The sequence below is a fragment of the Bacteroides sp. 14(A) genome (assembly GCF_000526555.1).
In the GTDB taxonomy this organism is placed as follows: Bacteria; Bacteroidota; Bacteroidia; order Bacteroidales; family Bacteroidaceae; genus Bacteroides; species Bacteroides cellulosilyticus.
On sequence record NZ_JAGH01000002.1, the window covers coordinates 154,349 to 179,045 of the forward strand.

Consider the following 24,697-nt stretch of genomic DNA (forward strand, 5'->3'; position numbering starts at 1 on the left):
ATTTAGAATATATATTATATATAAGGTATGGTATTAAGTGAATTACTGAAAGCAATACAACCGATACAGATTATCGGAAGTACGGAGACGGAGATAACGGGGGTAAACATCGACTCCCGCTTGGTACAAGCCGGACATCTGTTTATGGCTATGCGCGGTACCCAAACTGACGGACATGTTTATATTCCCGCAGCCATAGAGAAAGGTGCTGTCGCCGTGCTCTGCGAAGATGTACCCGAAGCTAAACAGGAGGACATCACCTACATTCAGGTGAAAGACAGCGAAGACGCTGTAGGCAAAGTAGCCACTACATTCTACGACGATCCTACTTCCAAGATGGAACTGGTAGGCGTAACCGGAACGAATGGGAAAACGACCATCGCCACCTTATTATATAATACATTCCGTTATTTCGGTTATAAGGTAGGACTGATTTCTACTGTTTGCAACTACATAGACGATCAGCCCATACCCACTGAGCATACGACCCCCGACCCCATCACTCTGAACCAGTTATTAGGACAGATGGCAGACTCCGGGTGCAAGTATGTCTTCATGGAAGTGAGTTCGCACTCTATCGACCAGAAACGTATCAGCGGGCTCCGTTTTGCAGGTGGTATTTTCACCAACCTGACGCGCGACCATCTGGACTATCACAAGACAGTGGAGAATTATCTCAAAGCTAAGAAGAAATTCTTCGACGACATGCCGAAGAACGCCTTCAGTCTGACCAACCTGGATGATAAGAACGGACTTGTAATGACGCAAAACACGCGTTCAAAGGTATATACCTACTCATTGCGCAGCCTCAGCGATTTCAAAGGCAAGATATTGGAGTCTCATTTCGAAGGTATGTTACTCGACTTCAATAACCACGAACTAGCCGTGCATTTCATCGGCCGTTTTAATGCTTCAAACCTGTTGGCGGTATTTGGTGCAGCTGTACTGCTCGGCAAAAAAGAGGAAGATGTATTGGTTGCCCTCAGCACTTTGCAGCCGGTAGCCGGGCGCTTTGATGCGGTACGTTCTCCCAAAGGCATCACCGCCATTGTAGATTATGCACACACTCCGGATGCCCTCATCAACGTATTGAACGCTATTCACGGAGTACTTGAAGGTAAAGGCAAGGTGATCACCGTAGTAGGTGCAGGCGGTAATCGCGATAAAGGCAAACGCCCCATCATGGCCAAGGAAGCAGCCAAAGCCAGCGATCGTGTCATCATCACCTCGGACAACCCGCGTTTTGAAGAGCCCCAGGATATCATCAACGATATGCTTGCCGGATTAGACAAGGAGGACATGCAGAAAACCATCAGCATAGCCGACCGTCGCGAGGCCATCAAGACCGCTTGCCTACTGGCACAGCCGGGTGATGTAATTCTCGTTGCCGGAAAAGGCCATGAAAACTATCAAGAGATTAAGGGAGTGAAACATCATTTCGATGATAAAGAAGAGCTAAATAAAGTTTTTAACGGTTAGTGATAAGTGATTAGCAACTGCATTATCACCATGCAAGACACTAATCACTTATCACCAATCACTAATCACTAAGAACATGTTGTATTATTTATTTCAATGGTTAGACAAGTATGACATTCCCGGTGCGGGTATGTTTGGATATACATCATTCCGGGCTTTGATGGCAATCATCCTTGCATTGCTCATTTCAAGCATCTGGGGAGATCGTTTTATCAACCTGCTGAAACGGAAACAGATTACGGAAACACAACGTGATGCCAGCATCGATCCGTTCGGGGTGAACAAGGTAGGTGTACCGAGTATGGGGGGCGTCATTATCATTGTAGCAATTCTCATTCCGTGTCTGCTACTGGGTAAGTTGAGTAATATCTATATGATATTGATGCTGATTACCACGGTATGGCTGGGGTCATTAGGATTTGCCGATGATTATATCAAGATTTTCAAGAAAGACAAAGAAGGCCTGCACGGAAAGTTCAAGATTATCGGACAGGTAGGTTTGGGATTAATCGTAGGACTTACTTTATACCTGAGTCCGCAAGCCGTCATCCGCGAAAACATTGAAGTGCAGAAACCCGGGCAGGAAGTGGAAGTTATTCATGCGGGACAAGACATTAAGTCGACGCAGACTACCATCCCCTTCTTTAAAAGCAATAACCTGGATTATGCTGATTTCGTAAGTTTCATGGGTAAACATGCGCAAACGGCAGGTTGGGTACTGTTTGTGATTATCACTATATTCGTAGTGACAGCCGTCAGCAATGGCGCCAATCTGAATGATGGAATGGACGGTATGGCGGCAGGGAACTCGGCTATTATAGGTTTGGCACTGGGAATTTTAGCTTATGTATCCAGCCACATCGAATATGCCGGTTATCTGAATATCATGTATATTCCCGGATCGGAAGAACTGGTAATCTTCATCTGCGCCTTCATTGGTGCCTTGATTGGTTTTCTGTGGTACAATGCGTATCCGGCACAGGTATTCATGGGTGATACGGGTAGTTTAACCATTGGCGGTATTATCGCCGTATTTGCCATCATCATACACAAAGAGTTGCTGATACCCATTCTTTGCGGTGTATTCCTGCTGGAAAACCTATCCGTCATTTTACAACGGTTCTATTACAAAGCCGGAAAACGGAAAGGAGTAAAACAAAGGCTATTCAAACGAACACCTATCCACGACCACTTCCGTACCTCCATGAGCCTGATAGAACCGGGCTGTACAGTGAAGTTTACAACGCCGACCAAGTTGTTCCATGAGTCAAAAATCACGGTTCGTTTCTGGATTGTGACGATTGTACTGGCCGCGATAACGATTATTACATTAAAGATAAGATAACAGAGTTGCCAGTGACGAGCTACAAGCTACAAGTGCTCGCTACCGGTAACCAATAAGAAACAAACTTGTAGCAACTACCAACTCCAGCCACTGCTTGTAGCTCGTAGCTGGTAGCCCGTAACTAAAGAAAACATGAGTAGAATTGTAGTATTAGGAGCCGGAGAGAGTGGTGCAGGTGCTGCCGTACTCGCCAAAGTAAAGGGATTCGACACATTCGTATCCGACATGTCCGCCATTAAAAGCAAATATAAAGAAATGCTGGACAGGTACGACATCTCCTGGGAAGAAGGACAGCATACAGAAGAGCTGATTTTAAATGCCGAAGAAGTGGTGAAAAGCCCCGGCATCCCCAATGATGCTCCGATTATATTGAAACTGAAAAAGCAAGGTACGCCTATCATCTCTGAGATAGAGTTTGCAGGGCGCTATACCAATGCTAAAATGATATGTATTACCGGTTCAAACGGTAAGACCACTACCACCTCACTCATTTATCACATTTTCAAGAGTGCAGGTCTGAATGTAGGATTGGCAGGCAACATTGGCAAGAGTCTTGCTTTGCAGGTGGCCACGGATCAACATGATTACTACGTGATTGAGCTTAGTTCTTTCCAGTTGGATAACATGTATAAGTTCCGCGCCAACATTGCCGTGCTGATGAATATTACGCCCGACCACCTGGACCGCTACAACCACTGCATGCAGAACTATGTGGACGCAAAGTTCCGTATCACGCAAAACCAGACACCGGAAGATGCCTTCATCTTCTGGAATGACGACCCCATCATCAAACGCGAACTGGACAAACACGGGTTATGCGCCCACCTTTATCCATTCTCCGCAATGAAAAAAGATGGAGCCATAGCCTACGTAGAAGACGGTGAAGTGGAAATCAACGAACCCATCGCCTTCAACATGGAGCAGGAGAAATTGGCTTTACAAGGCACACACAACTTATACAATTCTCTCGCCGCAGGCATCTCTGCCAATCTTGCCGGAATAGAGAAAGAATATATTCGCCGTGCTTTGTCCGACTTCAAAGGTGTAGAACACCGCCTTGAAAAAGTAGCCACTGTGCGCGGTGTAGAGTTTATCAACGACTCTAAAGCTACCAACGTAAATTCCTGCTGGTATGCTTTGCAGAGCATGAAAACGAAAACGGTCCTGATACTGGGCGGAAAAGATAAAGGCAACGACTATACAGAAATTGAAGACCTGGTGCGCGAAAAATGCTCTGCCCTGGTTTACCTGGGATTGCATAACGAAAAGTTGCACGATTTCTTCGATCGCATGGGATTGCCCGTTGCCGATGTGCAAACCGGTATGAAAGATGCCGTAGATGCCGCTTTCCGTTTAGCGAAAAAAGGCGAAACGGTATTGCTGAGTCCTTGTTGTGCAAGCTTCGACCTCTTCAACAGTTATGAAGATCGCGGAGACCAGTTCAAGGAATACGTAAGAGCATTATGACCGTGCCCGGGATAAAAAGACGGTCGCACATCGTGAGAAAAGCAAGCGTATATGAGCGCTTTCATTCCTTAATTATTAACTATTAATTTGCGAAGCATTGGACTTACTCAGAAGCATATTCAAAGGTGACAAGGTAATCTGGATCATATTCCTTTTCCTTTGCCTCATTTCTATCGTAGAAGTGTTCAGCGCCGCGTCTACACTGACGTACAAGAGCGGTGACCACTGGGGGCCTATTACACAGCACAGCATCATCCTGATGGTGGGCGCTGTAGTAGTGGTGTTTATGCACAATATTCCTTATAAGTGGTTTCAGGTGTTCCCTGTGTTCCTGCTGCCTTTGTCCGTAGTATTACTGGGTCTTGTTATGATGATGGAACGCATCAACGGTGCTGCACGCTGGATGACCTTCATGGGTATCCAGTTCCAGCCTTCGGAGGTGGCAAAAATGGCCGTGATCATCGTCACTGCCTTTATCCTCTCCAAGGGACAGGATGAAGACGGGGCCAGTCCGAAAGCCTTCAAGCGTATCATGATTATCACAGGTGTTGTCTGCCTGCTGATTGCACCGGAGAACCTTTCGACGGCGGCTTTGCTTTTCGGAGTGGTTTTTCTGATGATGTTCATCGGACGGGTGGCAATAAAGAAACTGTTGATATTGGCCGGTGCTTTGGCAGGAGTAGCAATCATAGGTGTAGCATTCCTAGTACTGACCAAGAATAGCGATTTACCGTTCCTGCACCGTTTTGACACATGGCGTGCCCGTATAGAGAAATTCACGGATGACACAGAAGTGCCTGCCGCCAAATTCGATATTGACAAAGATGCCCAGATAGCCCACGCCCGTATCGCTGTAGCCACAAGCAATGTTGTAGGTAGAGGACCGGGTAACTCAGTACAGCGCGACTTCCTGAGCCAGGCATTCTCTGACTTTATCTTTGCCATTATTGTGGAAGAATTGGGATTGATAGGCGGGGCTTTCGTCGTATTCCTCTACGTCTGCCTGCTGATACGAGTCGGGCGTATAGCGAAGAAGTGCGACCGAACGTTTCCGGCTTTCCTCATCATAGGAATTGCGCTGTTGCTTGTATCGCAAGCCGTATTTAACATGATGGTAGCAGTAGGATTGGCACCGGTCACCGGGCAACCGCTGCCGCTTATCAGTAAAGGTGGTACCTCCACACTTATCAACTGCGCCTATATCGGCATGATATTGAGTGTGAGTCGCTATACTGCCAAATTGGAAGAGATTAAAGAACATGACGCACAGATACCGATGCAAGTGGAAGCTGCAGTTGAAGAAGGAAATAGCGAGATACAAACAGCGGCCGAACCAACAGCAAAGGTGCTGAACAGTGATGCAGAATTCGAGTAGGAGACAACGGAGTGACAACTCCTTTAACTCCTGCAATAAAATTAAGTATGAAAGATATGAATAAAAGTCATAACGGAGAGGCTCCCCGCATTATCATAAGCGGTGGAGGTACAGGGGGACATATATTCCCCGCAGTATCCATTGCCAATGCCATCAAGGAACTACGCCCCGATGCAGAAATCCTCTTTGTAGGTGCAGAAGGACGGATGGAAATGCAACGTGTGCCCGATGCAGGATACAAAATCATCGGTTTACCCGTGGCAGGCTTCGACCGTAAACGTTTATGGAAAAACTTTGCAGTGATTATAAAGTTACTCCGCAGCCAGTTGAAGGCACGCCGCATACTGAAAGAGTTTCATCCTCAGGTAGCGGTAGGTGTAGGTGGTTATGCCAGTGGCCCTACGTTAAAAGTAGCAGGTATGATGGGAGTGCCTACTTTGATACAGGAACAGAACTCTTATGCAGGCGTAACAAACAAGCTGCTGGCACAAAAAGCCTGCAAGATTTGTGTTGCGTATGATGGAATGGAAAAGTTCTTTCCTGCGGATAAGATTATTATGACAGGAAATCCGGTTCGACAGAATCTGTTAGCAAATAAGCAGAGTCGCGAAGCTGCCGTGACCTCTTTCGGTTTCAATCCGGAGAAGAAAACAATATTGATACTGGGTGGCAGTCTTGGAGCGCGTACTATAAACCAGACGCTGATTGCCGCACTGGATACAATCAAAGCATACGGTGACATTCAGTTCATCTGGCAGACCGGGAAGATATACATTCAGCAAGTGAAAGATGCCATCACTACCACCACCGGAGAAGCGGTACGTAATCCACGCATCTCAGCTATCCCGAACCTCTATGTGACGGATTTCATTAAAGATATGGCAAGCGCGTATGCGGCTGCTGATCTGGTCATTTCGCGTGCAGGAGCAGGATCTATCTCTGAGTTCTGCCTGCTGAATAAACCGGTTATTCTGGTACCTTCACCCAATGTGGCAGAAGATCACCAGACTAAAAATGCACTGGCCCTCGTAGATAAGGAAGCCGCCATTTACGTGAAGGATGCAGATGCTATGAAGCATCTTATTCCGGTAGCACTCGAAACGGTTGCCGATGCACAAAAACTAAAAACGTTGAGCGAGAACATTGCCAAGTTGGCGCTGCCGGACTCAGCAACTATAATTGCAAAAGAAGTATTGAAACTGATAAACAAACTATAGTATCTCAATGAATAAACAGCAGTATCCCAATTCCCCTCCTCCTGGGAGGAGGAGAATTGAGATAGTATTAAAATATAAGAAAATGAATATAGAAAACATCAAATCCGTATATTTCGTCGGTGCCGGCGGCATCGGTATGAGTGCCCTGATACGTTATTTCTTATCAAAGGGCAAACTTGTAGCTGGTTACGACCGCACTCCGAGCGAACTGACCGAACACCTTATCGCAGAAGGTGCACATATACATTATGAAGAAAATGTAAGCCTGATCCCCGAAGATTGCAAGGACAAGGAAACAACTTTAGTCGTATACACCCCGGCCGTTCCGCAAGATCATGCCGAGTTAGTGTACTTCCGCAATAACGGTTTCGAAATACAAAAACGCGCCCAGGTTCTGGGAACAATCACCCACAGCAGCAAAGGTCTGTGCGTAGCCGGAACGCATGGTAAAACCACTACCAGCACAATGGCCGCACATTTGCTTTATCAGTCACATGTAGGCTGCACCGCATTCCTCGGAGGCATCTCCAAGAATTATGGAACTAACCTGCTACTGTCTCAGTCCAGTCCGTACACAGTGATCGAAGCAGATGAGTTCGACCGTTCTTTCCATTGGTTATCACCGTACATGAGTGTCATTACAGCTACTGACCCCGATCATCTGGACATCTACGGTACGGAAGAAGCCTATCTGGAAAGCTTCCGTCATTATACAACCCTGATTCAACCGGGCGGCGCATTGATCATTCACAAAGACATTGCTTTGAAGCCTGATGTACAATCCGGCGTAAAAGTTTATACCTATGCTCGCACCGAAGGTGATTTCCATGCTGAAAATATCCGCATCGGGAACGGTGAGATATTTATCGACTTCGTGGCACCTGATACACGTATCAATGATATCCAATTAGGTGTTCCCGTCAGCATCAATATAGAGAATGGTGTGGCAGCCATGGCACTCGCCCACCTCAACGGTGCTACGGATGAGGAAATCAAACGCGGCATGGCAAGTTTCCGCGGAGTAGACCGCCGTTTCGACTTCAAAATCAAGAATGACAAAGTGGTATTTCTGAGCGACTATGCCCATCATCCTGCCGAAATCGCACAAAGCGTAAAATCTATCCGCGATCTATATCAGGACAAGAAAATAACAGCTATCTTTCAGCCGCACCTTTACACACGTACCCGTGACTTCTACAAGGAATTTGCCGACAGCTTGTCCCTGCTCGATGAAGTGATCCTCGTGGATATCTATCCGGCACGTGAACAACCGATTCCCGGTGTCACCAGCCAGCTGATATATGACAACCTGCGTCCGGGCATTGAAAAATGTATGTGCAGGAAAGAAGACATTCTGAACCTGCTATCGCAGAAAAAGATCGAGGTTCTGATTACTTTAGGTGCAGGAGACATAGATAACTACGTCCCTGCCATTGCAAAACAATTGGCAGAGTAACTGACAGTTGAGAAATCATAAATCATAATTGATAAATCATACATGCTGAAAAGAATTCTATTGTCTATCGTCCTGCTGCTCGTCATCGCCTATCTGGTGGTAGCTATCACGGCTTTCAACCGGAAGCCTGCCGGACAGGTGTGTCGTGACATGGAATTGGTTATCAAAGATACAGTTTATGCCGGCTTCATCACCAAGAAAGAAGTTTCGGGTATGCTGGAAAAGAAAGGTATTTATCCCGTTGGCAAACCTATGGATCGCATTCGTAGCAAAACATTGGAACGGGAACTCGCCAAACATCCGCTGATCGACGAAGTGGAGTGCTATAAGACTCCCAGTGGAATACTCTGTGTGGAAGTCAGCCAGCGCATCCCCATCCTGCGAGTGATGAGTGCAAACGGTGAAAACTACTATCTGGACAACAAAGGCACCGTGATGCCACCCGACGCAAAATGCGTTGCTCACCTTGCCATAGTGACCGGAAGAGTAGAAAAGTCGTTTGCCATGAGGGATTTATATAAGTTTGGTGTATTTTTGCAGAATAATAAGTTCTGGGACGCACAGATCGAACAGATACATGTGCTGTCGGACAAGAATGTGGAATTAGTGCCCCGTGTGGGCGACCACATCATCTATCTCGGTAAGCTGGACGGCTTTGAGCGCAAGCTCGAACGGGTGAAAGCTTTCTATGAAAGAGGTTTAAATCAGGTAGGATGGAACAAATATTCCCGTATTAACGTTGAATTTAGTAATCAGATTATCTGTACGAAACGAGAGAAGTAATGTACAATTTACCATTTACAATGTACAATTTGCTATGCAGGGTAGTGGTGCAATCTCGATTGTAAATTGTAAATGGTAAATTGTAAATTGTAAATGAAAACGTAATTAATAGAAAAGATATGGCAACAACAGAATTTATCGCCGCTATCGAGTTGAGTTCTTCCAAGATTTCCGGTATCGCCGGCAAGAAGAACAGCGACGGAAACATACAAGTGCTGGCCTACGCGCGTGAGGATGCCTCTTCTTTTATCCACAAAGGAGTCATCTACAACATTGATAAGACCGCACAGGCTCTGACTTCCATCATCAACAAGCTGGAAAGCCAGTTGAACAACTCCATTGCCAAAGTATATGTAGGCATCGGCGGACAGTCATTGCGCACGGTAAAGAATGCGGTAAGCCGTGTGCTGGAAGAGGAAGGGATTATTTCGCAAGAGTTGGTAGATGCAATCAGCGATGAAAACCTCGAAGTTCCCCTGATGGACATGAGCGTGCTGGATGTAGCCCCGCAGGAATATAAGATAGACAACAATCTTCAGGCCGATCCGGTGGGTGTGGCAGGCAAACGTATCACAGGAAACTTCCTGAATATCGTGGCACGTGCTTCCCTCAAGAAGAATCTGGAGCACAGCTTCGAGCAGGCCAAAGTAGAAATTGCCGACTTGCTCATCGCCCCGATAGCCCTGGCCAATGCCGTGCTGACGGAAAGCGAAATGCGTTCGGGATGTGCCTTGGTAGACTTCGGGGCAGATACGACTACCGTATCAGTATATAAAAATAACATTCTCCGCTTCCTTAGCGTACTGCCGCTGGGTGGAAACAATATCACCCGTGACATTACCGCCCTGCAAATGGAAGAGGCCGAAGCCGAGCAACTAAAGCTGAAATACGGAGATATGCTTTACGAGGAAGAAGAGACTGAAACACCGGCAGTCTGCACACTGGAGGACGGTCGTAGCATCGAGTTGAACGTGTTGAACGACATCATCGACGCCCGTGCCGAAGAAATCCTTGCCAATGTATGGAACCAACTGCAACTTTCCGGATACGAAGACAGATTGCTGTCCGGCATCATCTTCACCGGTGGGGGCGCCAACCTGAAAAACATGGAAGACGCATTCCGCAAACGCAGCAAGGTCGATAAGGTAAAGACCACCCGGTTTGTACACAACACCATCCATGGCTTCAGCGATGTACTGAAGAAAGACGGCATGCAGAATACACTGCTCGGCCTGCTTGCTGCCGGCAACGAAAACTGCTGCCTGCAAGAGGTGAAGCCTGCACCTGCCGCTTCCACCGTTACTCCACCGAAACCCGTCGATATGTTTGGCGACGACGAAGCCCTGAAAGAACAGGAAGCCGCCGCCCGTGCCGCCAAAGCACAGCGCGAGAAGGAAGAGAAAGAACGTCGCGAACGGGAACGCAAGGAGAAAGAACGTAAAGAAAAAGAAGAGAAAAAGAAAAAGAAGAAAGAAGGTCCCAGCTGGTTTGAAAAGACTTTCAACAAGATTTCCAATGAGATTTTCTCGGATGACGATCTGAAATGATCTCATAACGTATAAATCATAAATTATAAATCATAAATCCCATTATCATGGACGATATAGTACAATTCGATTTCCCGACAGATTCACCGAAGATCATTAAAGTGATTGGTGTAGGTGGTGGTGGTGGTAATGCCGTGAACCACATGTACCGGGAAGGCATACACGACGTAACGTTCGTTCTGTGTAACACGGACAACCAAGCGTTGAAAGAGTCTCCCGTCCCCGTAAAACTGCAACTGGGGCGTTCTATTACCGAGGGACTGGGTGCCGGAAACCGTCCCGAACGTGCCCGAGAAGCCGCCGAAGAGAGTAGCGAAGAAATCAAATCGCTGCTGAACGACGGTACCAAAATGGTATTTATCACCGCCGGAATGGGTGGCGGAACAGGTACGGGAGCTGCTCCCGTCATTGCCCGCATAGCCAAGGAGATGGACATCCTCACCGTCGGTATCGTCACCATACCTTTTATCTTCGAAGGTGAAAAGAAAATTATCCAGGCGCTGGATGGCGTGGAACGTATCGCCCAGCATGTAGATGCCCTACTGGTTATCAACAATGAGCGTCTGCGCGAAATATATTCCGACCTTACGTTTATGAATGCTTTCGGCAAGGCAGATGATACGTTGTCCATCGCCGCCAAGAGTATTGCAGAAATCATCACCATGCGTGGAACGGTGAACCTGGACTTTGCAGATGTAAAGACCATCCTCAAAGACGGTGGCGTTGCCATCATGAGTACCGGCTTCGGCGAAGGTGAAAGCCGTGTGACGAAAGCCATCGACGATGCCCTGCACTCTCCGTTGCTGAACAACAACGATATCTTCAATGCCAAGAAGGTGATGCTGAACGTATCCTTCTGCGAAAGTTCGGAACTGATGATGGAGGAAATGAACGAGATCCACGAATTCATGAGCAAGTTCCGCGAAGGCGTAGAGGTAATCTGGGGTGTGGCTATGGACAACACACTGGAAGGTAAAGTAAAGATTACCGTACTCGCCACCGGTTTCGGCATGGAAGATGTCCCCGGTATGGACAGTGTGCTCGAAAAGCGCAGCCAGGAAGAGGAAGAACGCCAGCTTCAGCTCGAAGAAGAAAAAGAAAAGAACAAAGAGCGTATCCGCAAGGCTTATGGCGAAAGTGCCAGCGGCATCGGCAGCAAGAACATTCGTAAACGCCGACATATCTATATCTTCAACCCCGAGGATCTGGATAATGCCGATATTATCAGCATGGTAGAAAGTTCACCGACATACCTGCGCGATAAGAGCACCCTGAGCACCATTAAAACCAAAGCGGCTACCGAAGGGCAGCTTGCTACGGAAGAGGCACAGGGCGGCGAAGATATGGGAGGAGTGATTACCTTCTAAACCTGCCTTAAGACATCTTTCATCCGCGTAATCTGCGGATGAAAGATTAGTACACACTATAGCGTAATAAACAAAAATAGAGTAAACTTATGGATTTATTTGAAAGAGTCAGCGAAGACATTAAAACCGCAATGAAGGCCAAAGACAAAGTGGCACTCGAAACATTAAGAAACATCAAGAAAGTATTCCTGGAAGCAAAGACAGCTCCGGGTGCCAACGATACTCTGACCGACGACGCTGCATTAAAGATCATGCAGAAGTTGATGAAACAAGGCAAAGATGCCGCTGAAATATACATCCAGCAGGGTCGTCAGGACCTGGCAGATGCTGAACTGGCACAAGTGAAGGTGATTGAAGTTTACTTGCCGAAGCAGATGTCCGCCGAAGAACTGGAAGCTGCCCTGAAGGAAATCATTGCCGAAACAGGTGCTACCAGTGGTAAAGATATGGGGAAAGTAATGGGCGTTGCTTCCAAGAAGCTTGCCGGACTTGCCGAAGGTCGTGCCATCTCCGCCAAAGTGAAAGAATTGCTGGGATAAACTCCCGCCTCATTTCTGTTATAAGCCGTGTTTCCGGAAGATAGAAGAAAGTAATTTAACTTCTATCGCCCGAAAACACGGCTTCTTTTCGCATTTTATTGAGTATCATAATTTTTATTTCAAATACTATCATTATATTTGCCACGCATTTTCAAGGGAATATCCCCGCATAATAATAAAACTAGAATTCTGGCACAGCATATGAAAAGCAATATAAAGATGTGGAAATTAATGGTCCTTGCGGGGGCAATGCTTTTCTTGTCTGACATAGCTTACGCCAAAAGCCGGACACAAGACAGCGTACCGGGATATAAACCGGATACGGGATATTTCGCCAAACGTTTTATTCACAGACTGGGCGTAGAATACCGCCCGGGGTATATATTCCCTACCAGCTCATTCCTGGCGGGGGACAATTCTCAATGGAAACCTTTCGAATGGGGCTATTCCGCCCACCTGAAATATTCATTCCAGTTCAAGCCCAATACATGTGCCGACCGGATTTACGGCAGCGCCTACCAAGGTATAGGCGTAGGCTACTACGACCTCGGAAGCAAAGAAGAACTGGGAAACCCGATTGCCGTTTACGTCTATCAAGGCGCACGCATTGCGCGTATCACCCAACGGTTGTCACTCAATTACGAATGGAACTTCGGTGTGTCCTTCGGCTGGAAACCTTATGACGAACGCTACAACCCGCACAACAGTGTAATCGGCTCGAAAGCCAATGCCTATATCAATGCCGGTGTGCAACTGAACTGGATGGTTTCACGGCAGATCGACCTGATTGCCGGAGTAACCGGTACCCACTTCTCTAATGGTAATACCAAATTTCCCAATGCGGGCCTGAACACCATGGGATTGAAAGTAGGCGTCGTCTATAACTTCAACAGACCGGAAGATGCGCTTACCAAACCCACGTACTATGCACCTGTACCGAAATTTCCGCGCCACGTCAGTTATGACCTGACCCTGTTCGGCTCATGGAGACGGAAAGGCGTGTGGGTAGGTAGCGGACAGATCGCTTCACCGGATGCTTATACGGTGCTTGGTTTCAACTTCGCCCCCATGTACAACATCGGATATAAATTCCGTACCGGTGTTTCGCTGGACGGTGTATACGATGCCAGCTCCAATGTTTATACAATCCCCGGAAATGGAAACGAGTGCTACAAGCCGTCTCTTCACAAGCAGTTAGCCCTGGGTATTTCAGGACGTGCGGAGTACGTGATGCCCTACTTCACAGTCGGTGTCGGTATCGGTGCCAACGTTCTGCATGGTGGCGGCGACCACAAAGGTATCTACCAAGTGTTGACGCTGAAAGCGGAACTTACCCGCAGCTCCTACCTGCATGTAGGCTACAATCTGAAGAATTTCAGTGATCCGAACTATCTGATGCTGGGTATCGGCTTCCGTTTCAATAACAAGTATCCGACTTTCCACCGCTGATGCAACGCATCCGGTCCGGGAGTTCTTCCTCATATCCCTCATACATCTCTATCACATCCCTATTTAATTTCATGCAAAAGATGGCATCTTTTACATCAAAAGGTGGTATGTTATGCTACAAAAGATGGCATCTTTTACAGCGAAAGATGGCATCTTTTGCACCAAAGGTCAGTGAGATATACAGGAAAGGGTTTATTGTTCTACGTCAAAGGACTTATTAATCCATATCAAAGAGCTCCTTCAGCACCTCAAGAGACTTTAATACGGGAAAGTCAGGCAAGTGAAGGCGATAATATTCATTCATTATTGTAAGGCAGCGGGTACGTTCAGCACGGTTCATGGCAAAGAGGTGCATTGTTTCATAATTCATGCGCATCAGCATCGTCAGCCGTGAAGCCTCCGCAGGAAGTATATAAAATGAATGAAGCTGTGGGCGCAAAGGAGTGAAACAGGCATTCAACAGATCAAAGTAATCACCATTCTCATAATCCTCCAGATTAGGGTACAATCCCAGGAAACGGGATAAGCGCATCAGGAACACCAGATGGAAATTGGCAAAACTATCGCGACACTCGTCCAGCCAGATAATAGAATGTTGCAGATAAGCAAACAACGGACGGTTCTCAGCCTCTTCGCGCACCGCACGATACAGGAACTCCGCCAAGAAAAGCGCTATGGAAGATTTGTACGGATCGTAGGGAATGGAAGAAAACGGATAGTAAGACTTCGCCTCCGTTATCTTATACATACTGGCGTTCGAACGGAAATCCGCCTCCAGCTCCACCAAGGCGAGTGGCTGAAACAGCACCGATTTCACCGCAGCCTTCCGCGAACGGGGTATCTTTACAACGAACGAAGCACGTCCGGCCGTCTCCGTATAGATGTCCGCAATAAGAGAGGTATCGTTATATTTCAGGGTATGCAGCACAATCCCCAGCGTTTTCTGTAACATCCGCGCTTCAAGTTTTGGTTTCAATCCGGTAACAAAACTACGAAAAAAGCCGGAAATAACAGGAATAAAACAAGGATAAATAAAAAAATGCAGGTAGGGAAGTAAAAAAATGAAAGATATTATTCTACTGATATTCAGACTATAAGCACAGAATCAGAGAATAAACGCTACAAATCCCTTTATTTTTTTCTTGAGATTATTTTGCCAATTCAAAAATAGTCCCTACATTTGCAACCGCAAACGAGAGATAATCTCTCTGCAAGAGCAGAAATGCTCACCAAAGGATGGCCCGTTCGTCTATCGGTTAGGACGCAAGATTTTCATTCTTGAAAGGGGGGTTCGATTCCCCCACGGGCTACAATTAAAAAAATAAACGAATTAAAAAAGATTAGTCGAGATGGCAAATCACAAATCATCACTGAAAAGAATCAGACAAGAAGAGACTAGAAGACTTCACAACAGATATTATGGCAAAACCATGAGAAACGCTGTTAGAAAGCTTCGTTCTACAACCGACAAAGCAGAAGCTGCTGCAATGTATCCGGGCGTAACTAAGATATTGGACAAATTGGCTAAGACCAATGTAATCCATAAGAACAAAGCTAACAACTTGAAGTCAAAGTTGGCTCTCTACATTAATAAGCTAGGATAAGCTAATTAATATTACACAAAAGATATACAAGGAAAGTCGGACTTTTTAGTCCGACTTTTTCTGCATCTGCACCTATCGCCCCACCCCGTTCCTGACACCTTCCGCAAGAAGCTAAAAAGCTGTAAACGAATGTAATTTATCACTCAGTTTAGTTTCGTATCTCACGAATTTTCACTATATTTGCTCTGTTATTTGAATAAGGAAATTAGATTATGACTGAAGAACAGATTAACTCCAATAACGGGAGCTATTCAGCCGAGAACATCCAGGTTCTGGAAGGTTTGGAAGCTGTTAGAAAGCGTCCCGCGATGTATATTGGTGACATTAGTACGAAAGGACTTCACCACCTGGTTTATGAAGTTGTGGATAACTCTATCGACGAAGCGCTCGCCGGCTATTGCGACCACATTGAAGTAACCATCAACGAAGATAATTCCATCACTGTACAGGATAACGGACGTGGTATTCCGGTTGATTTTCACGAAAAAGAGAAGAAGTCAGCCCTGGAAGTTGTCATGACCGTATTGCATGCCGGCGGTAAGTTCGATAAGGGATCTTACAAAGTATCCGGAGGTTTGCACGGTGTAGGTGTATCTTGTGTGAACGCCCTGTCCACACACATGACTACGCAGGTTTTCCGTAACGGAAAAATCTATCAGCAGGAATATGAATGCGGACATCCGCTGTATCCGGTAAAGGAAATCGGAACAAGCGATATTACAGGTACACGTCAGCAATTCTGGCCGGATAACACGATCTTCACGGAAACCGTTTACAACTACGAGATCCTTGCTACCCGTATGCGCGAGTTGGCCTATCTGAATGCAGGCATCAAGATCACTCTGACCGACCTTCGTGTAAAAGATGAAGAAAACAACGCCAAGATGGAAGTTTTCTACTCGGAAGAAGGTTTGAAGGAATTCGTCCGCTATATCGACTCTTCCCGCGAACATCTGGTAAATGATGTAATCTACATCAACACAGAGAAACAAGGCACACCGGTGGAAGTGGCTATCATGTACAATACGTCTTATAACGAAAATATCCACTCTTACGTAAACAATATCAATACCATCGAAGGTGGTACGCACCTTGCAGGTTTCCGCCGCGCACTGACCCGTACGCTGAAGAAATATGCCGAAGACAACAAGATGCTGGAAAAAGCTAAAGTAGAAATCGCAGGCGATGACTTCCGTGAAGGTCTGACGGCTGTAATCTCTATCAAAGTGGCAGAACCACAGTTTGAAGGCCAGACCAAGACGAAGCTCGGAAACAGCGAAGTTATGGGAGCCGTAGACCAAGCTGTAGGTGAAGCACTGAACTATTATCTGGAAGAGCATCCGAAGGAAGCCAAGATGGTGGTAGACAAAGTGATTCTGGCCGCACAGGCACGTGTTGCCGCACGTAAGGCGCGTGAATCCGTGCAACGTAAGTCACCGATGTCCGGTGGTGGTATGCCGGGTAAGTTGGCCGACTGTTCAAGCAAGGATCCTGAGGAATGCGAATTGTTCCTGGTCGAGGGTGACTCGGCAGGTGGTTCTGCCAAGCAAGGCCGCGACCGTAGATTCCAGGCTATTCTGCCGCTTCGCGGTAAAATCCTGAATGTGGAAAAGGCCATGTGGCATAAAGCGTTCGAGAGTGATGAAGTCAACAATATCATCCAAGCTCTCGGCATCCGCTTCGGTGTGGATGGCGAAGACAGCAAGGAAGCAAATATTGATAAGTTGAGATATAAGAAAGTGATTATCATGACCGATGCCGACGTCGATGGTTCTCACATCGACACGCTGATCATGACGCTCTTTTTCCGCTACTTCCCGCAGGTAATCCGCAACGGATACCTGTATATCGCTACTCCGCCCCTCTATCTCTGCAAAAAAGGTAAAGTGGAGGAATATTGCTGGACAGACCAACAACGCCAGAAATTTATCGACACTTATGGTGGTGGTTCAGAAAATGCCGTACATACACAACGCTACAAAGGTTTGGGTGAAATGAACCCGGAACAGTTGTGGAGTACAACCATGAACCCTGAAAACCGTATGTTGAAACAGATAAGCATTGAAAATGCCGCCGAAGTGGATTATATCTTTTCCATGCTGATGGGTGAAGACGTTGGACCACGCCGCGATTTCATTGAAAAGAATGCAACGTATGCAAATATTGATGCGTAAGAAAAACAGTGATTAATGATTTACGATTAGTGATTAGTCACTGAATAACACGTTTTTATTAACCAACCTCACATCTTACAACGAAGAAACGCCGGATGGACAGGAAAATCCTGTTATCCGGCGTTTTTCTTTTCAGCTCACGAAATAGAAAAAGACACTCCGTGAGATGGTTCCGTACTATCTTTACAACAGATTCTGTTTCTTCATCTCTTCTGCCACCAATTCCAGCTCAGCATACCAATCCTCACCGAACTTACGTATCAACGGTTCTTTCAGAAACCTGTATACCGGCAGATTCTCTTTCCGCCCCAGCAATACGGCGGCTTTACACACATCCCAACGGTTATAATTCACTGCCTTATAAACTCCGTAATTTCCTACCCTGATCGGATACAAATGACAGGAAACAGGCTTGTAGAAATCTGTCTTTCCGTCCCGATATGCCTTTTCAATAGCGCAATAACAACAACCTTTCTCATCATAACAAGTAAAAACACAATCCTTGTTGTTGACAATGGAGGTCACCAGATCACCCTCACAATCAGTATACACTACCCCTTGTTTCTCTATAACGGCACGTGCCTCGGGAGCAAGTTCTTCCCAAATCACAGGCAGTACTTCTTCCAGCTTTTCTATTTCATCCAGTTCCACCGGAGCCCCGGCATCTCCCTCAACACAACAAGCACCCTTGCAGGCATCCAGATTGCATATAAACTTTTCACGCAGCACATCAAAACTGACCACTACGTCACCTATTTGTATCATTTCCTATAAAAAATTAATTGCGGATGCAAAGATAACACTTTGTTCCGCAATTAATAAGCACAGATTACCTATTTATCGAATGTCAGGATTATAAGCCCCGCTCTTATCCACGAAACCGCTCACATAAGAACCGTCATCTCCTACGCGAGCATAGTAATATGCCAGCCCATTAAAAGAGAAGAAGCATACCGTCAAAAGAAGAAGTATTTCAACAAAAGTAGGAAAAACTACATTTACGAAAAGGACTTTATGGGATATGTTATTATAATCAACTGTTTACCATCTTCCTCGCACAACTGATAGCTGCCTTGGAAGGCTTCCAGATACAGACGGTTTATGGCATGCTGAATTTCACGTTCTCTTTCGTTTTCTGCATCCATAAGTAGCGGACTGTTTGTAACCACTATCCTCAATTCATCTATACTTTTATAATCCAACATATACTGCACCGCATACGGCTCACGCCTCCCTTTTGGTGACATCAGAACGGAAGAAAGCAGCTTCATGAAGCGGACGGTATCCACCTGAACAAGCTGCGTATGCAAATCAGTAAGGAAATCAACCTGAACAGAAATTCCTTCCTGTAACTCTGCCTGCATTCTGGCATCTGTGCACAACTGTACCATGTCATACTCCTGCACATTAAATTTCATCATGCCCGACTCCAGGCGCGAAAGATCGAGAATGTTGAATATCAAATCGATCAGCTTCTCAGCATTTCGCCGGATAACCGCCGAATATTCCTGCTGCTCCTCCATGGTCAGATCATTTCTTTGACAAAGAGAATCAGAAAGAGTCACAACAGAATGAAGAGGAACACTAATTTCATTCGTGATGTTGTGAAGAAAGACTTCTTTCATCTTATCAGCCGCCTGAACCACGGCATACGATTCACGCATTTCACGCTCCGACTTCGCCAGTTCCCGATAAATCCGGGACACTCGTAACACTCCCCCTACAAGTAAAATGACAAACAGAGATGCACCGCCTACTGCTATCTGCCAGAAACGCTTTGCACCAATTTCCTTTTCAAGCAGGGCTTTCTGTATCCTATAATTGGCCTGAACGGTCTCCTCATTCATACGCAACGTAGCCTTATTGATAGAATCGCATTTCAGCACAGCGACTCTATATGTTTCAGCAGCTTCTTTATACCGTCCCGCATCAGCATAAGCATCTCCCATAATTCTGCGTATATCCATCTCATACATCGGCTGAGTGCCTTTAAAGGCAGACAATGTTAATTCAAATTGCGGAAAACATTTATCCCAATCCTTCGTTATATAATAATAGCCCGCCCACGAAAAATTATAAGCAATTACAGTAGAGGAAAAAGAATCATCAGTGTAGAACTTTGCAGCTTCGTCCAGATGCTTCTTCAGATTAGGAGCATCCTCAACAGCCAGATAGATTTTACAATACATTAATTCTATTTCCAGGATTTTACTCCTATAAGAATCAAGCATCGCAGGCTGCTCCTTTATGATACCATCAATGATTCTCCGTTGAGCCTCCAATTCCGCTATCATTTCAGGATGTTTATTAAACAAATAATAAGCACTTGTCAAATATTGGTGAACCATTAGTTCATCCTCCGTGGAAAGTGAAGTTAACTCCGCTGCTTTTTTATAATATTCAATCGCTTTTTCGTAGTTCCGGGCAAAAACATACGCTTTACCCTCTGTCACATAAGACAGAAATATGCCCCGACTGTCTTTCAGACGAATAGCTTCTTCACGCATCTTTTGTGATTCCAAAATCGCTGATTCCGTATCACCTCTGCTCCCCTTAAGTTGAAGCATGTAATGTAATGCGGAAAAGTAATTGTCATAGATCTTAGAGCGATAACAGACTTCCTTCAGCAAGGCTAATGCTTTATCCATATTCTCACCATCCAGTCTGAAAGTGTAATAGCGGAAATATTCGTAACGAAGCGCCAATTCACTTTCCACATCTTTCATGCTTATTGCAGAGGCTAATGCCGAATCAAGCAATTCAGCCGACCAGTCTTTATCAATATTATGTACAAAGAGATCCTTCAGAAACTGAGTCCGGGCAGTATCAGCAGGCATCGACCGATAAATCCGGAAGATACTGTCACGCAAATTACTGCCATCCGAGGCCTGGGTAGCAGCAAGCGAAAACGAGCTGACTGCACAAAGCAACAAAAGAATCAGCTTTTTCATCGCACCACCTCCTGCTTTAGAGGATGAATAAACACAAACCGCGCACCGGCAGTATAGCCGGAATCCACCCAGATTTCTCCACCCAGCCGCTTGATAATCAACTTGCAGATGGACAACCCCAAGCCTGCGCCCTGCACTCCCTCATTCAGCTTCTCAAACCGACCGAAGATCGTGCTTTGCCTTTCAAGAGGAATACCGCAACCGGTATCCGTCACCGAGAACTCTGCAAAACCCTGTTCATCCAATCGCAATGCAAGCGTGATGCTTCCCTCTTTCGTAAACTTAGTGGCATTTACCAGCAGATTCACCAGCATTTGCTGCAAACGCCCTTGGTCCGTCTCTATCTCCAATGAAGTCAATTCCGTTTCAAAACGAATATCCGCTGATGTCTGCTTGATGTTATCCAGCATCTTCACCACATTGCGGCAGAGAGCCACCACTTCATGCGTAGTGATGCTGAACTTCATATTCGCTACATCCAGGCATGAAATATCCACGACATCATTAATCAGTTTAAGCAGCAATTCGGAGTTCAATTGAATCACATCGTTGCACTGTACACGGGTAGCCTCATCAATTCCCGGCGTAGTCAACACTTCCGAGAAACCCGCCAATGCATTCAAGGGAGTCTTGATTTCATGACTCATATTGGAAAGGAACAAGCTCTTGTTACGAATGGATTCTTCGGCCATGGACTTAGCTTTCTGAAGTTCATTTTTAGAATGAAGCAACCGCTTCCCTACCTTTTTCAGATAGAAAAAACCACCCAATAAAAAAACGGCAAGGGATAGGATGATGATAAAAGAGAGTTGTAACAAACGCTTTTGCTGTGCACTATTTTGCAATTCCAGTTCATCGATGGTATAATCTTTGCGCATATCTTCCACCCGCTCTCCGGTGTATACACGAAACAGAGAATCACCAAGCACTATCATTTCACTATAAATTCGGGCCGCATCTTTGTACTCTTCTTCTTCCATTTTCTGTTCGGCATTTTGCCAATACAAGCTATCTACTATTACCTCTTCTGCACAAAGAGATGACGGCATCCCGGACAAGACAAATATCAATAGTAATATGAGTAGTTTCATTCCATCAATTGCGTGTATTGTCTGCAAAGATAACCTTTTAGAGAGAAGGACTGCCATTGAAGCACAAAAAAAGAGATGTTCCAAGAGCATAAAATCTCTTGAAACATCTCCTTTATTGAATATTGCAGGCAGTTGCTTACTTAATCAAGTCTTTTCCTGTCATATCGGCCGGCTGCGCCATACCCAGAATGTGAAGGATAGAAGGAGCAACATCTGCCAAAACACCATTCTCAACTTTAGCGTTCTTGTTCTCGGTTACATAAACAAAAGGAACCGGATTCAGAGAGTGAGCAGTGTTCGGAGTGCCGTCTTCGTTCAGTGCATGGTCTGCATTACCGTGGTCAGCGATGATGATAACTTCATAATCGTTGGCTTTGGCAGCTTCTACCGTATCTTTCACACATTCGTCGATAGCTTTTACAGCTTTCTCGATAGCGCTATAAATACCGGTATGCCCTACCATATCACCGTTAGCGTAGTTCACAACAATGAAATCGAACTTCTGAGTGTTGATAGCTTCCACCAATTTATCCTTTACTTCGTAAGCACTCATCTCCGGTTTCAAGTCGTAAGTAGCTACTTTCGGAGACGGAACCAAGATACGCTCTTCAGCGTCATACGGAGTTTCACGACCACCGTTGAAGAAGAAAGTTACGTGAGCATACTTTTCCGTTTCAGCAATGTGCAATTGAGTCTTGCCTTGAGCTGCCAGATATTCTCCCAATGTATTCTGAACATTTTCCTTATCGAAAAGAACATGTACGCCTTTGAAAGATGCATCATACGGAGTCATGCAGTAGTATTGCAAGCCCGGAATGATGTGCATACCCTGTTCCGGCATATCTTGTTGAGTCAGTACTACGGTCAGCTCTTTCGCACGGTCGTTACGATAGTTGAAGAAGATAACTACATCACCTTCCTTAATGGTTCCGTCGAAGTTACCATTTACAATCGGCTTGATAAATTCGTCCGTCACACCTTCATCATAAGACTCCTGCATAGCCTGAACCATATCGGTAGCTACTTTACCTTCGCCGTTTACCAGCAAGTCATAAGCCACTTTCACACGTTCCCAACGTTTGTCGCGATCCATTGCATAGAAACGACCTACGATAGAAGCAATCTTACCTGCTGACTTTTCGCAATGTGCAGTCAGTTGTTCAATAAAGCCTTTACCACTCTTCGGGTCGGTATCGCGTCCATCCATGAAGCAGTGAACAAAAGTATTATCCACACCATATTCTTTGGCAATATCGCAAAGTTTGAATAAGTGGTCGAATGAGCTGTGTACGCCACCGTTGGAAGTCAATCCCATGAAGTGAACGTTCTTACCTTTTTCTTTGGCATAAGTGAAGGCAGAAACGATTCCCGGGTTCTTTAGAATGCTATTGTCAGCACATGCACGGTTAATCTTTACCAGATCCTGGTATACGATACGTCCGGCGCCAATATTAAGGTGTCCTACTTCCGAGTTACCCATCTGACCATCGGGCAAACCTACATTTTCACCGCTTGCCTGAAGCTGTGAGTGAGGATATGTTGCCAGCAGACTGTCCCAGTACGGAGTAGGTGTATTGAAAATCACGTCATCTTTCCCCTGATCGCCGATACCCCAGCCATCAAGAATCATTAAAAGGGCTTTCTTACTCATAATATTAATTGATTTTAAATGTACAATCTTTAACCTTAGCAAAAACGTTCTTTATAGAGAGAACGATTTTTCCGGCTGCAAAGGTACAAAAAAGCACGGTTAAAGCGTACTGTTTCAAATGATTTATGTACTTTTGTCGCGCTTTAAAAAACAAAAAACAAGAAATATGGACGATTCAAACCCACGAACGTGCAATAGTATTTATAATTAAAGCGAACAGAGACGTTGTCCGCAATGCCTCAGTTCGTTCCTAAAGAAAGGAGGCCATTACGATGAGAACGTACCTTTATTCTGAAGCCGGCTTTATAGAAAAGTCACAATGGATGCCCAATAGCTGGGTAAACGTTGAATGCCCCGATGACAATGATTTTGATTTCCTCACCCAAGAGTTGAAAGTACCGGAATCTTTTTTGGAAGATATCGCCGATGCGGATGAACGCCCGCGTACGGAAACGGAAGGCAACTGGTTGCTAACCATCCTGCGTATCCCGATGCAGAGCAGTCAGCATGGCATTCCCTTTATTACCGTGCCAATAGGCATCATTACCAATAATGAAATTATCGTATCGGTATGTTATCACAAGACTGAACTCATCTCGGATTTTATCCAACATACACGTCGCAAAGGTATCGTAGTGAACAATAAGCTGGACTTGATCCTGCGGATGATTTATTCTTCCGCCGTCTGGTTTTTGAAGTATCTGAAACAGATAAACAATGATGTAGCCAATGCGGAAAAAGAGTTGGAGAAAAGTATCCGCAATGAAGACTTGCTCCGTCTGATGAAGTTGCAAAAAACCCTTGTCTACTTCAACACTTCCATCCGCGGAAATGAAGTGATGATCGGGCGATTGAAGAATATCTTCCAGGATACCGACTATCTGGATATGGAGCTGTTGGAGGATGTAATCATTGAACTAAAACAGGCATACAATACCGTAAACATTTACAGCGACATCCTGACAGGAACGATGGATGCTTTTGCCTCCATTATTTCCAACAACGTCAATGCTATCATGAAACGCATGACGAGCCTTTCCATCACGCTCATGATACCGACACTGATAGCCAGTTTCTACGGTATGAATGTGGATATTCACCTGGAAGGTTTCCCGTATGCTTTCATATTCATTATCCTGATCTCCGTAATATTATCGGCAGGAACATTTATCTGGTTCAGGAAGATTAAGTGGTTCTAAACT

At 45.6% G+C, this 24,697-nt stretch carries 19 protein-coding genes and 1 tRNA gene; 15 read left to right on the forward strand and 5 right to left on the reverse strand.

The genetic code is table 11. From position 1 onward, the window contains the following. Nucleotides 1-27 precede the first annotated feature (27 nt). From K429_RS0108390 to K429_RS0108440, 11 genes are all read left to right on the forward strand, one after another. Entirely contained in the window at nucleotides 28-1,479 is a 1,452-nt protein-coding gene (locus tag K429_RS0108390) for a UDP-N-acetylmuramoyl-L-alanyl-D-glutamate--2,6-diaminopimelate ligase (RefSeq protein WP_026366616.1), read from the forward strand. A gap of 76 nt (nucleotides 1,480-1,555) precedes the next feature. Next, nucleotides 1,556-2,824: a phospho-N-acetylmuramoyl-pentapeptide-transferase gene (gene mraY / locus K429_RS0108395; RefSeq protein ID WP_007210863.1), complete on the forward strand. Its 1,269-nt coding sequence runs from the start codon at nucleotides 1,556-1,558 to the stop codon at nucleotides 2,822-2,824. Nucleotides 2,825-2,956: 132 nt separating this feature from the next. Continuing rightward, nucleotides 2,957-4,291, forward strand: coding sequence for a UDP-N-acetylmuramoyl-L-alanine--D-glutamate ligase (murD, locus tag K429_RS0108400; RefSeq protein ID WP_026366617.1), 1,335 nt, complete (start codon nucleotides 2,957-2,959; stop codon nucleotides 4,289-4,291). A 97-nt stretch (nucleotides 4,292-4,388) separates the two neighbouring features. Next, nucleotides 4,389-5,666: an FtsW/RodA/SpoVE family cell cycle protein gene (locus K429_RS0108405; RefSeq protein WP_007216895.1), complete on the forward strand. Its 1,278-nt coding sequence runs from the start codon at nucleotides 4,389-4,391 to the stop codon at nucleotides 5,664-5,666. Nucleotides 5,667-5,713: 47 nt separating this feature from the next. Then, entirely contained in the window at nucleotides 5,714-6,883 is a 1,170-nt protein-coding gene (gene murG / locus K429_RS0108410) for an undecaprenyldiphospho-muramoylpentapeptide beta-N-acetylglucosaminyltransferase (protein WP_369796075.1), read from the forward strand. Nucleotides 6,884-6,965: 82 nt separating this feature from the next. Further along, nucleotides 6,966-8,339 (forward strand): UDP-N-acetylmuramate--L-alanine ligase, encoded by a 1,374-nt coding sequence (gene murC / locus K429_RS0108415; RefSeq protein ID WP_026366618.1) that lies wholly within the window; start codon nucleotides 6,966-6,968, stop codon nucleotides 8,337-8,339. 42 nt (nucleotides 8,340-8,381) lie between these two features. Beyond that, entirely contained in the window at nucleotides 8,382-9,122 is a 741-nt protein-coding gene (locus K429_RS0108420; protein WP_026366619.1) for a cell division protein FtsQ/DivIB, read from the forward strand. A 119-nt stretch (nucleotides 9,123-9,241) separates the two neighbouring features. Further along, nucleotides 9,242-10,669, forward strand: coding sequence for a cell division protein FtsA (gene ftsA, locus K429_RS0108425; protein ID WP_026366620.1), 1,428 nt, complete (start codon nucleotides 9,242-9,244; stop codon nucleotides 10,667-10,669). A gap of 47 nt (nucleotides 10,670-10,716) precedes the next feature. Then, the gene (gene ftsZ / locus K429_RS0108430) at nucleotides 10,717-12,036 is read left to right on the forward strand and encodes a cell division protein FtsZ (protein ID WP_007210870.1); all 1,320 of its coding nucleotides are present in this window, start codon (nucleotides 10,717-10,719) and stop codon (nucleotides 12,034-12,036) included. Between the two features lie 89 nt (nucleotides 12,037-12,125). Further along, nucleotides 12,126-12,575, forward strand: a complete 450-nt coding sequence (locus K429_RS0108435) for a GatB/YqeY domain-containing protein (protein WP_007210871.1) — start codon at nucleotides 12,126-12,128, stop codon at nucleotides 12,573-12,575. A gap of 201 nt (nucleotides 12,576-12,776) precedes the next feature. Continuing rightward, nucleotides 12,777-14,024 (forward strand): acyloxyacyl hydrolase, encoded by a 1,248-nt coding sequence (locus K429_RS0108440; protein ID WP_022208440.1) that lies wholly within the window; start codon nucleotides 12,777-12,779, stop codon nucleotides 14,022-14,024. 217 nt (nucleotides 14,025-14,241) lie between these two features. Here K429_RS0108440 and recO read toward each other — a convergent pair whose 3' ends face one another. Then, nucleotides 14,242-14,976, reverse strand: a complete 735-nt coding sequence (recO, locus tag K429_RS0108445; protein ID WP_026366621.1) for a DNA repair protein RecO — start codon at nucleotides 14,974-14,976, stop codon at nucleotides 14,242-14,244. A gap of 286 nt (nucleotides 14,977-15,262) precedes the next feature. Between recO and K429_RS0108450 the strand changes: the two genes are divergently transcribed. The 3 genes from K429_RS0108450 to gyrB all read left to right on the forward strand — a co-directional run bounded on the left by K429_RS0108450 (nucleotide 15,263) and on the right by gyrB (nucleotide 17,802). Beyond that, a tRNA-Glu gene (locus K429_RS0108450) sits at nucleotides 15,263-15,334 on the forward strand. Between the two features lie 39 nt (nucleotides 15,335-15,373). After that, entirely contained in the window at nucleotides 15,374-15,628 is a 255-nt protein-coding gene (gene rpsT / locus K429_RS0108455) for a 30S ribosomal protein S20 (protein WP_007210874.1), read from the forward strand. 212 nt (nucleotides 15,629-15,840) lie between these two features. Then, nucleotides 15,841-17,802 (forward strand): DNA topoisomerase (ATP-hydrolyzing) subunit B, encoded by a 1,962-nt coding sequence (gene gyrB, locus K429_RS0108460; RefSeq protein ID WP_007210875.1) that lies wholly within the window; start codon nucleotides 15,841-15,843, stop codon nucleotides 17,800-17,802. Between the two features lie 183 nt (nucleotides 17,803-17,985). On the opposite strand, the gene K429_RS0108465 is transcribed toward gyrB, so the two are convergent. The 4 genes from K429_RS0108465 to gpmI all read right to left on the reverse strand — a co-directional run bounded on the left by K429_RS0108465 (nucleotide 17,986) and on the right by gpmI (nucleotide 23,495). Further along, nucleotides 17,986-18,567, reverse strand: a complete 582-nt coding sequence (locus K429_RS0108465) for a DUF3109 family protein (RefSeq protein WP_007210876.1) — start codon at nucleotides 18,565-18,567, stop codon at nucleotides 17,986-17,988. 233 nt (nucleotides 18,568-18,800) lie between these two features. Next, nucleotides 18,801-20,753, reverse strand: a complete 1,953-nt coding sequence (locus tag K429_RS0108475) for a histidine kinase dimerization/phospho-acceptor domain-containing protein (RefSeq protein WP_026366622.1) — start codon at nucleotides 20,751-20,753, stop codon at nucleotides 18,801-18,803. After that, on the reverse strand, nucleotides 20,750-21,844 hold the full coding sequence (locus K429_RS0108480; RefSeq protein WP_026366623.1) for a HAMP domain-containing sensor histidine kinase: 1,095 nt from the start codon (nucleotides 21,842-21,844) through the stop codon (nucleotides 20,750-20,752). The genes K429_RS0108475 and K429_RS0108480 overlap by 4 nt, the downstream gene beginning before the upstream one ends. A 136-nt stretch (nucleotides 21,845-21,980) precedes the next feature. Then, nucleotides 21,981-23,495 carry a 2,3-bisphosphoglycerate-independent phosphoglycerate mutase gene (gpmI, locus tag K429_RS0108485; RefSeq protein ID WP_026366624.1) on the reverse strand — a complete coding sequence of 505 codons (1,515 nt, stop codon included), beginning with the start codon at nucleotides 23,493-23,495 and terminating at the stop codon, nucleotides 21,981-21,983. 272 nt (nucleotides 23,496-23,767) lie between these two features. Here gpmI and K429_RS0108490 point away from each other — a divergent pair, with 272 nt between their 5' ends. After that, entirely contained in the window at nucleotides 23,768-24,694 is a 927-nt protein-coding gene (locus K429_RS0108490; protein ID WP_007210881.1) for a magnesium transporter CorA family protein, read from the forward strand. The last annotated feature ends 3 nt before the right edge of the window (nucleotides 24,695-24,697 follow it).

Excerpts from the sequence above, each read along its gene's own strand:
- gyrB (WP_007210875.1), top strand. The coding sequence starts at position 15,841 with ATGACTGAAGAACAGATTAACTCCAATAACGGGAGCTATTCAGCCGAG.
- rpsT (WP_007210874.1), top strand. The coding sequence starts at position 15,374 with ATGGCAAATCACAAATCATCACTGAAAAGAATCAGACAAGAAGAGACT.
- K429_RS0108420 (WP_026366619.1), top strand. The coding sequence starts at position 8,382 with ATGCTGAAAAGAATTCTATTGTCTATCGTCCTGCTGCTCGTCATCGCC.
- K429_RS0108435 (WP_007210871.1), top strand. The coding sequence starts at position 12,126 with ATGGATTTATTTGAAAGAGTCAGCGAAGACATTAAAACCGCAATGAAG.
- murC (WP_026366618.1), top strand. The coding sequence starts at position 6,966 with ATGAATATAGAAAACATCAAATCCGTATATTTCGTCGGTGCCGGCGGC.
- K429_RS0108465 (WP_007210876.1), bottom strand. The coding sequence starts at position 18,567 with ATGATACAAATAGGTGACGTAGTGGTCAGTTTTGATGTGCTGCGTGAA.
- K429_RS0108475 (WP_026366622.1), bottom strand. The coding sequence starts at position 20,753 with ATGAAAAAGCTGATTCTTTTGTTGCTTTGTGCAGTCAGCTCGTTTTCG.
- ftsA (WP_026366620.1), top strand. The coding sequence starts at position 9,242 with ATGGCAACAACAGAATTTATCGCCGCTATCGAGTTGAGTTCTTCCAAG.
- ftsZ (WP_007210870.1), top strand. The coding sequence starts at position 10,717 with ATGGACGATATAGTACAATTCGATTTCCCGACAGATTCACCGAAGATC.
- recO (WP_026366621.1), bottom strand. The coding sequence starts at position 14,976 with ATGTTACAGAAAACGCTGGGGATTGTGCTGCATACCCTGAAATATAAC.
- mraY (WP_007210863.1), top strand. The coding sequence starts at position 1,556 with ATGTTGTATTATTTATTTCAATGGTTAGACAAGTATGACATTCCCGGT.
- gpmI (WP_026366624.1), bottom strand. The coding sequence starts at position 23,495 with ATGAGTAAGAAAGCCCTTTTAATGATTCTTGATGGCTGGGGTATCGGC.
- K429_RS0108440 (WP_022208440.1), top strand. The coding sequence starts at position 12,777 with ATGAAAAGCAATATAAAGATGTGGAAATTAATGGTCCTTGCGGGGGCA.
- K429_RS0108480 (WP_026366623.1), bottom strand. The coding sequence starts at position 21,844 with ATGAAACTACTCATATTACTATTGATATTTGTCTTGTCCGGGATGCCG.
- murG (WP_369796075.1), top strand. The coding sequence starts at position 5,714 with ATGAAAGATATGAATAAAAGTCATAACGGAGAGGCTCCCCGCATTATC.
- K429_RS0108490 (WP_007210881.1), top strand. The coding sequence starts at position 23,768 with ATGAGAACGTACCTTTATTCTGAAGCCGGCTTTATAGAAAAGTCACAA.
- murD (WP_026366617.1), top strand. The coding sequence starts at position 2,957 with ATGAGTAGAATTGTAGTATTAGGAGCCGGAGAGAGTGGTGCAGGTGCT.
- K429_RS0108390 (WP_026366616.1), top strand. The coding sequence starts at position 28 with ATGGTATTAAGTGAATTACTGAAAGCAATACAACCGATACAGATTATC.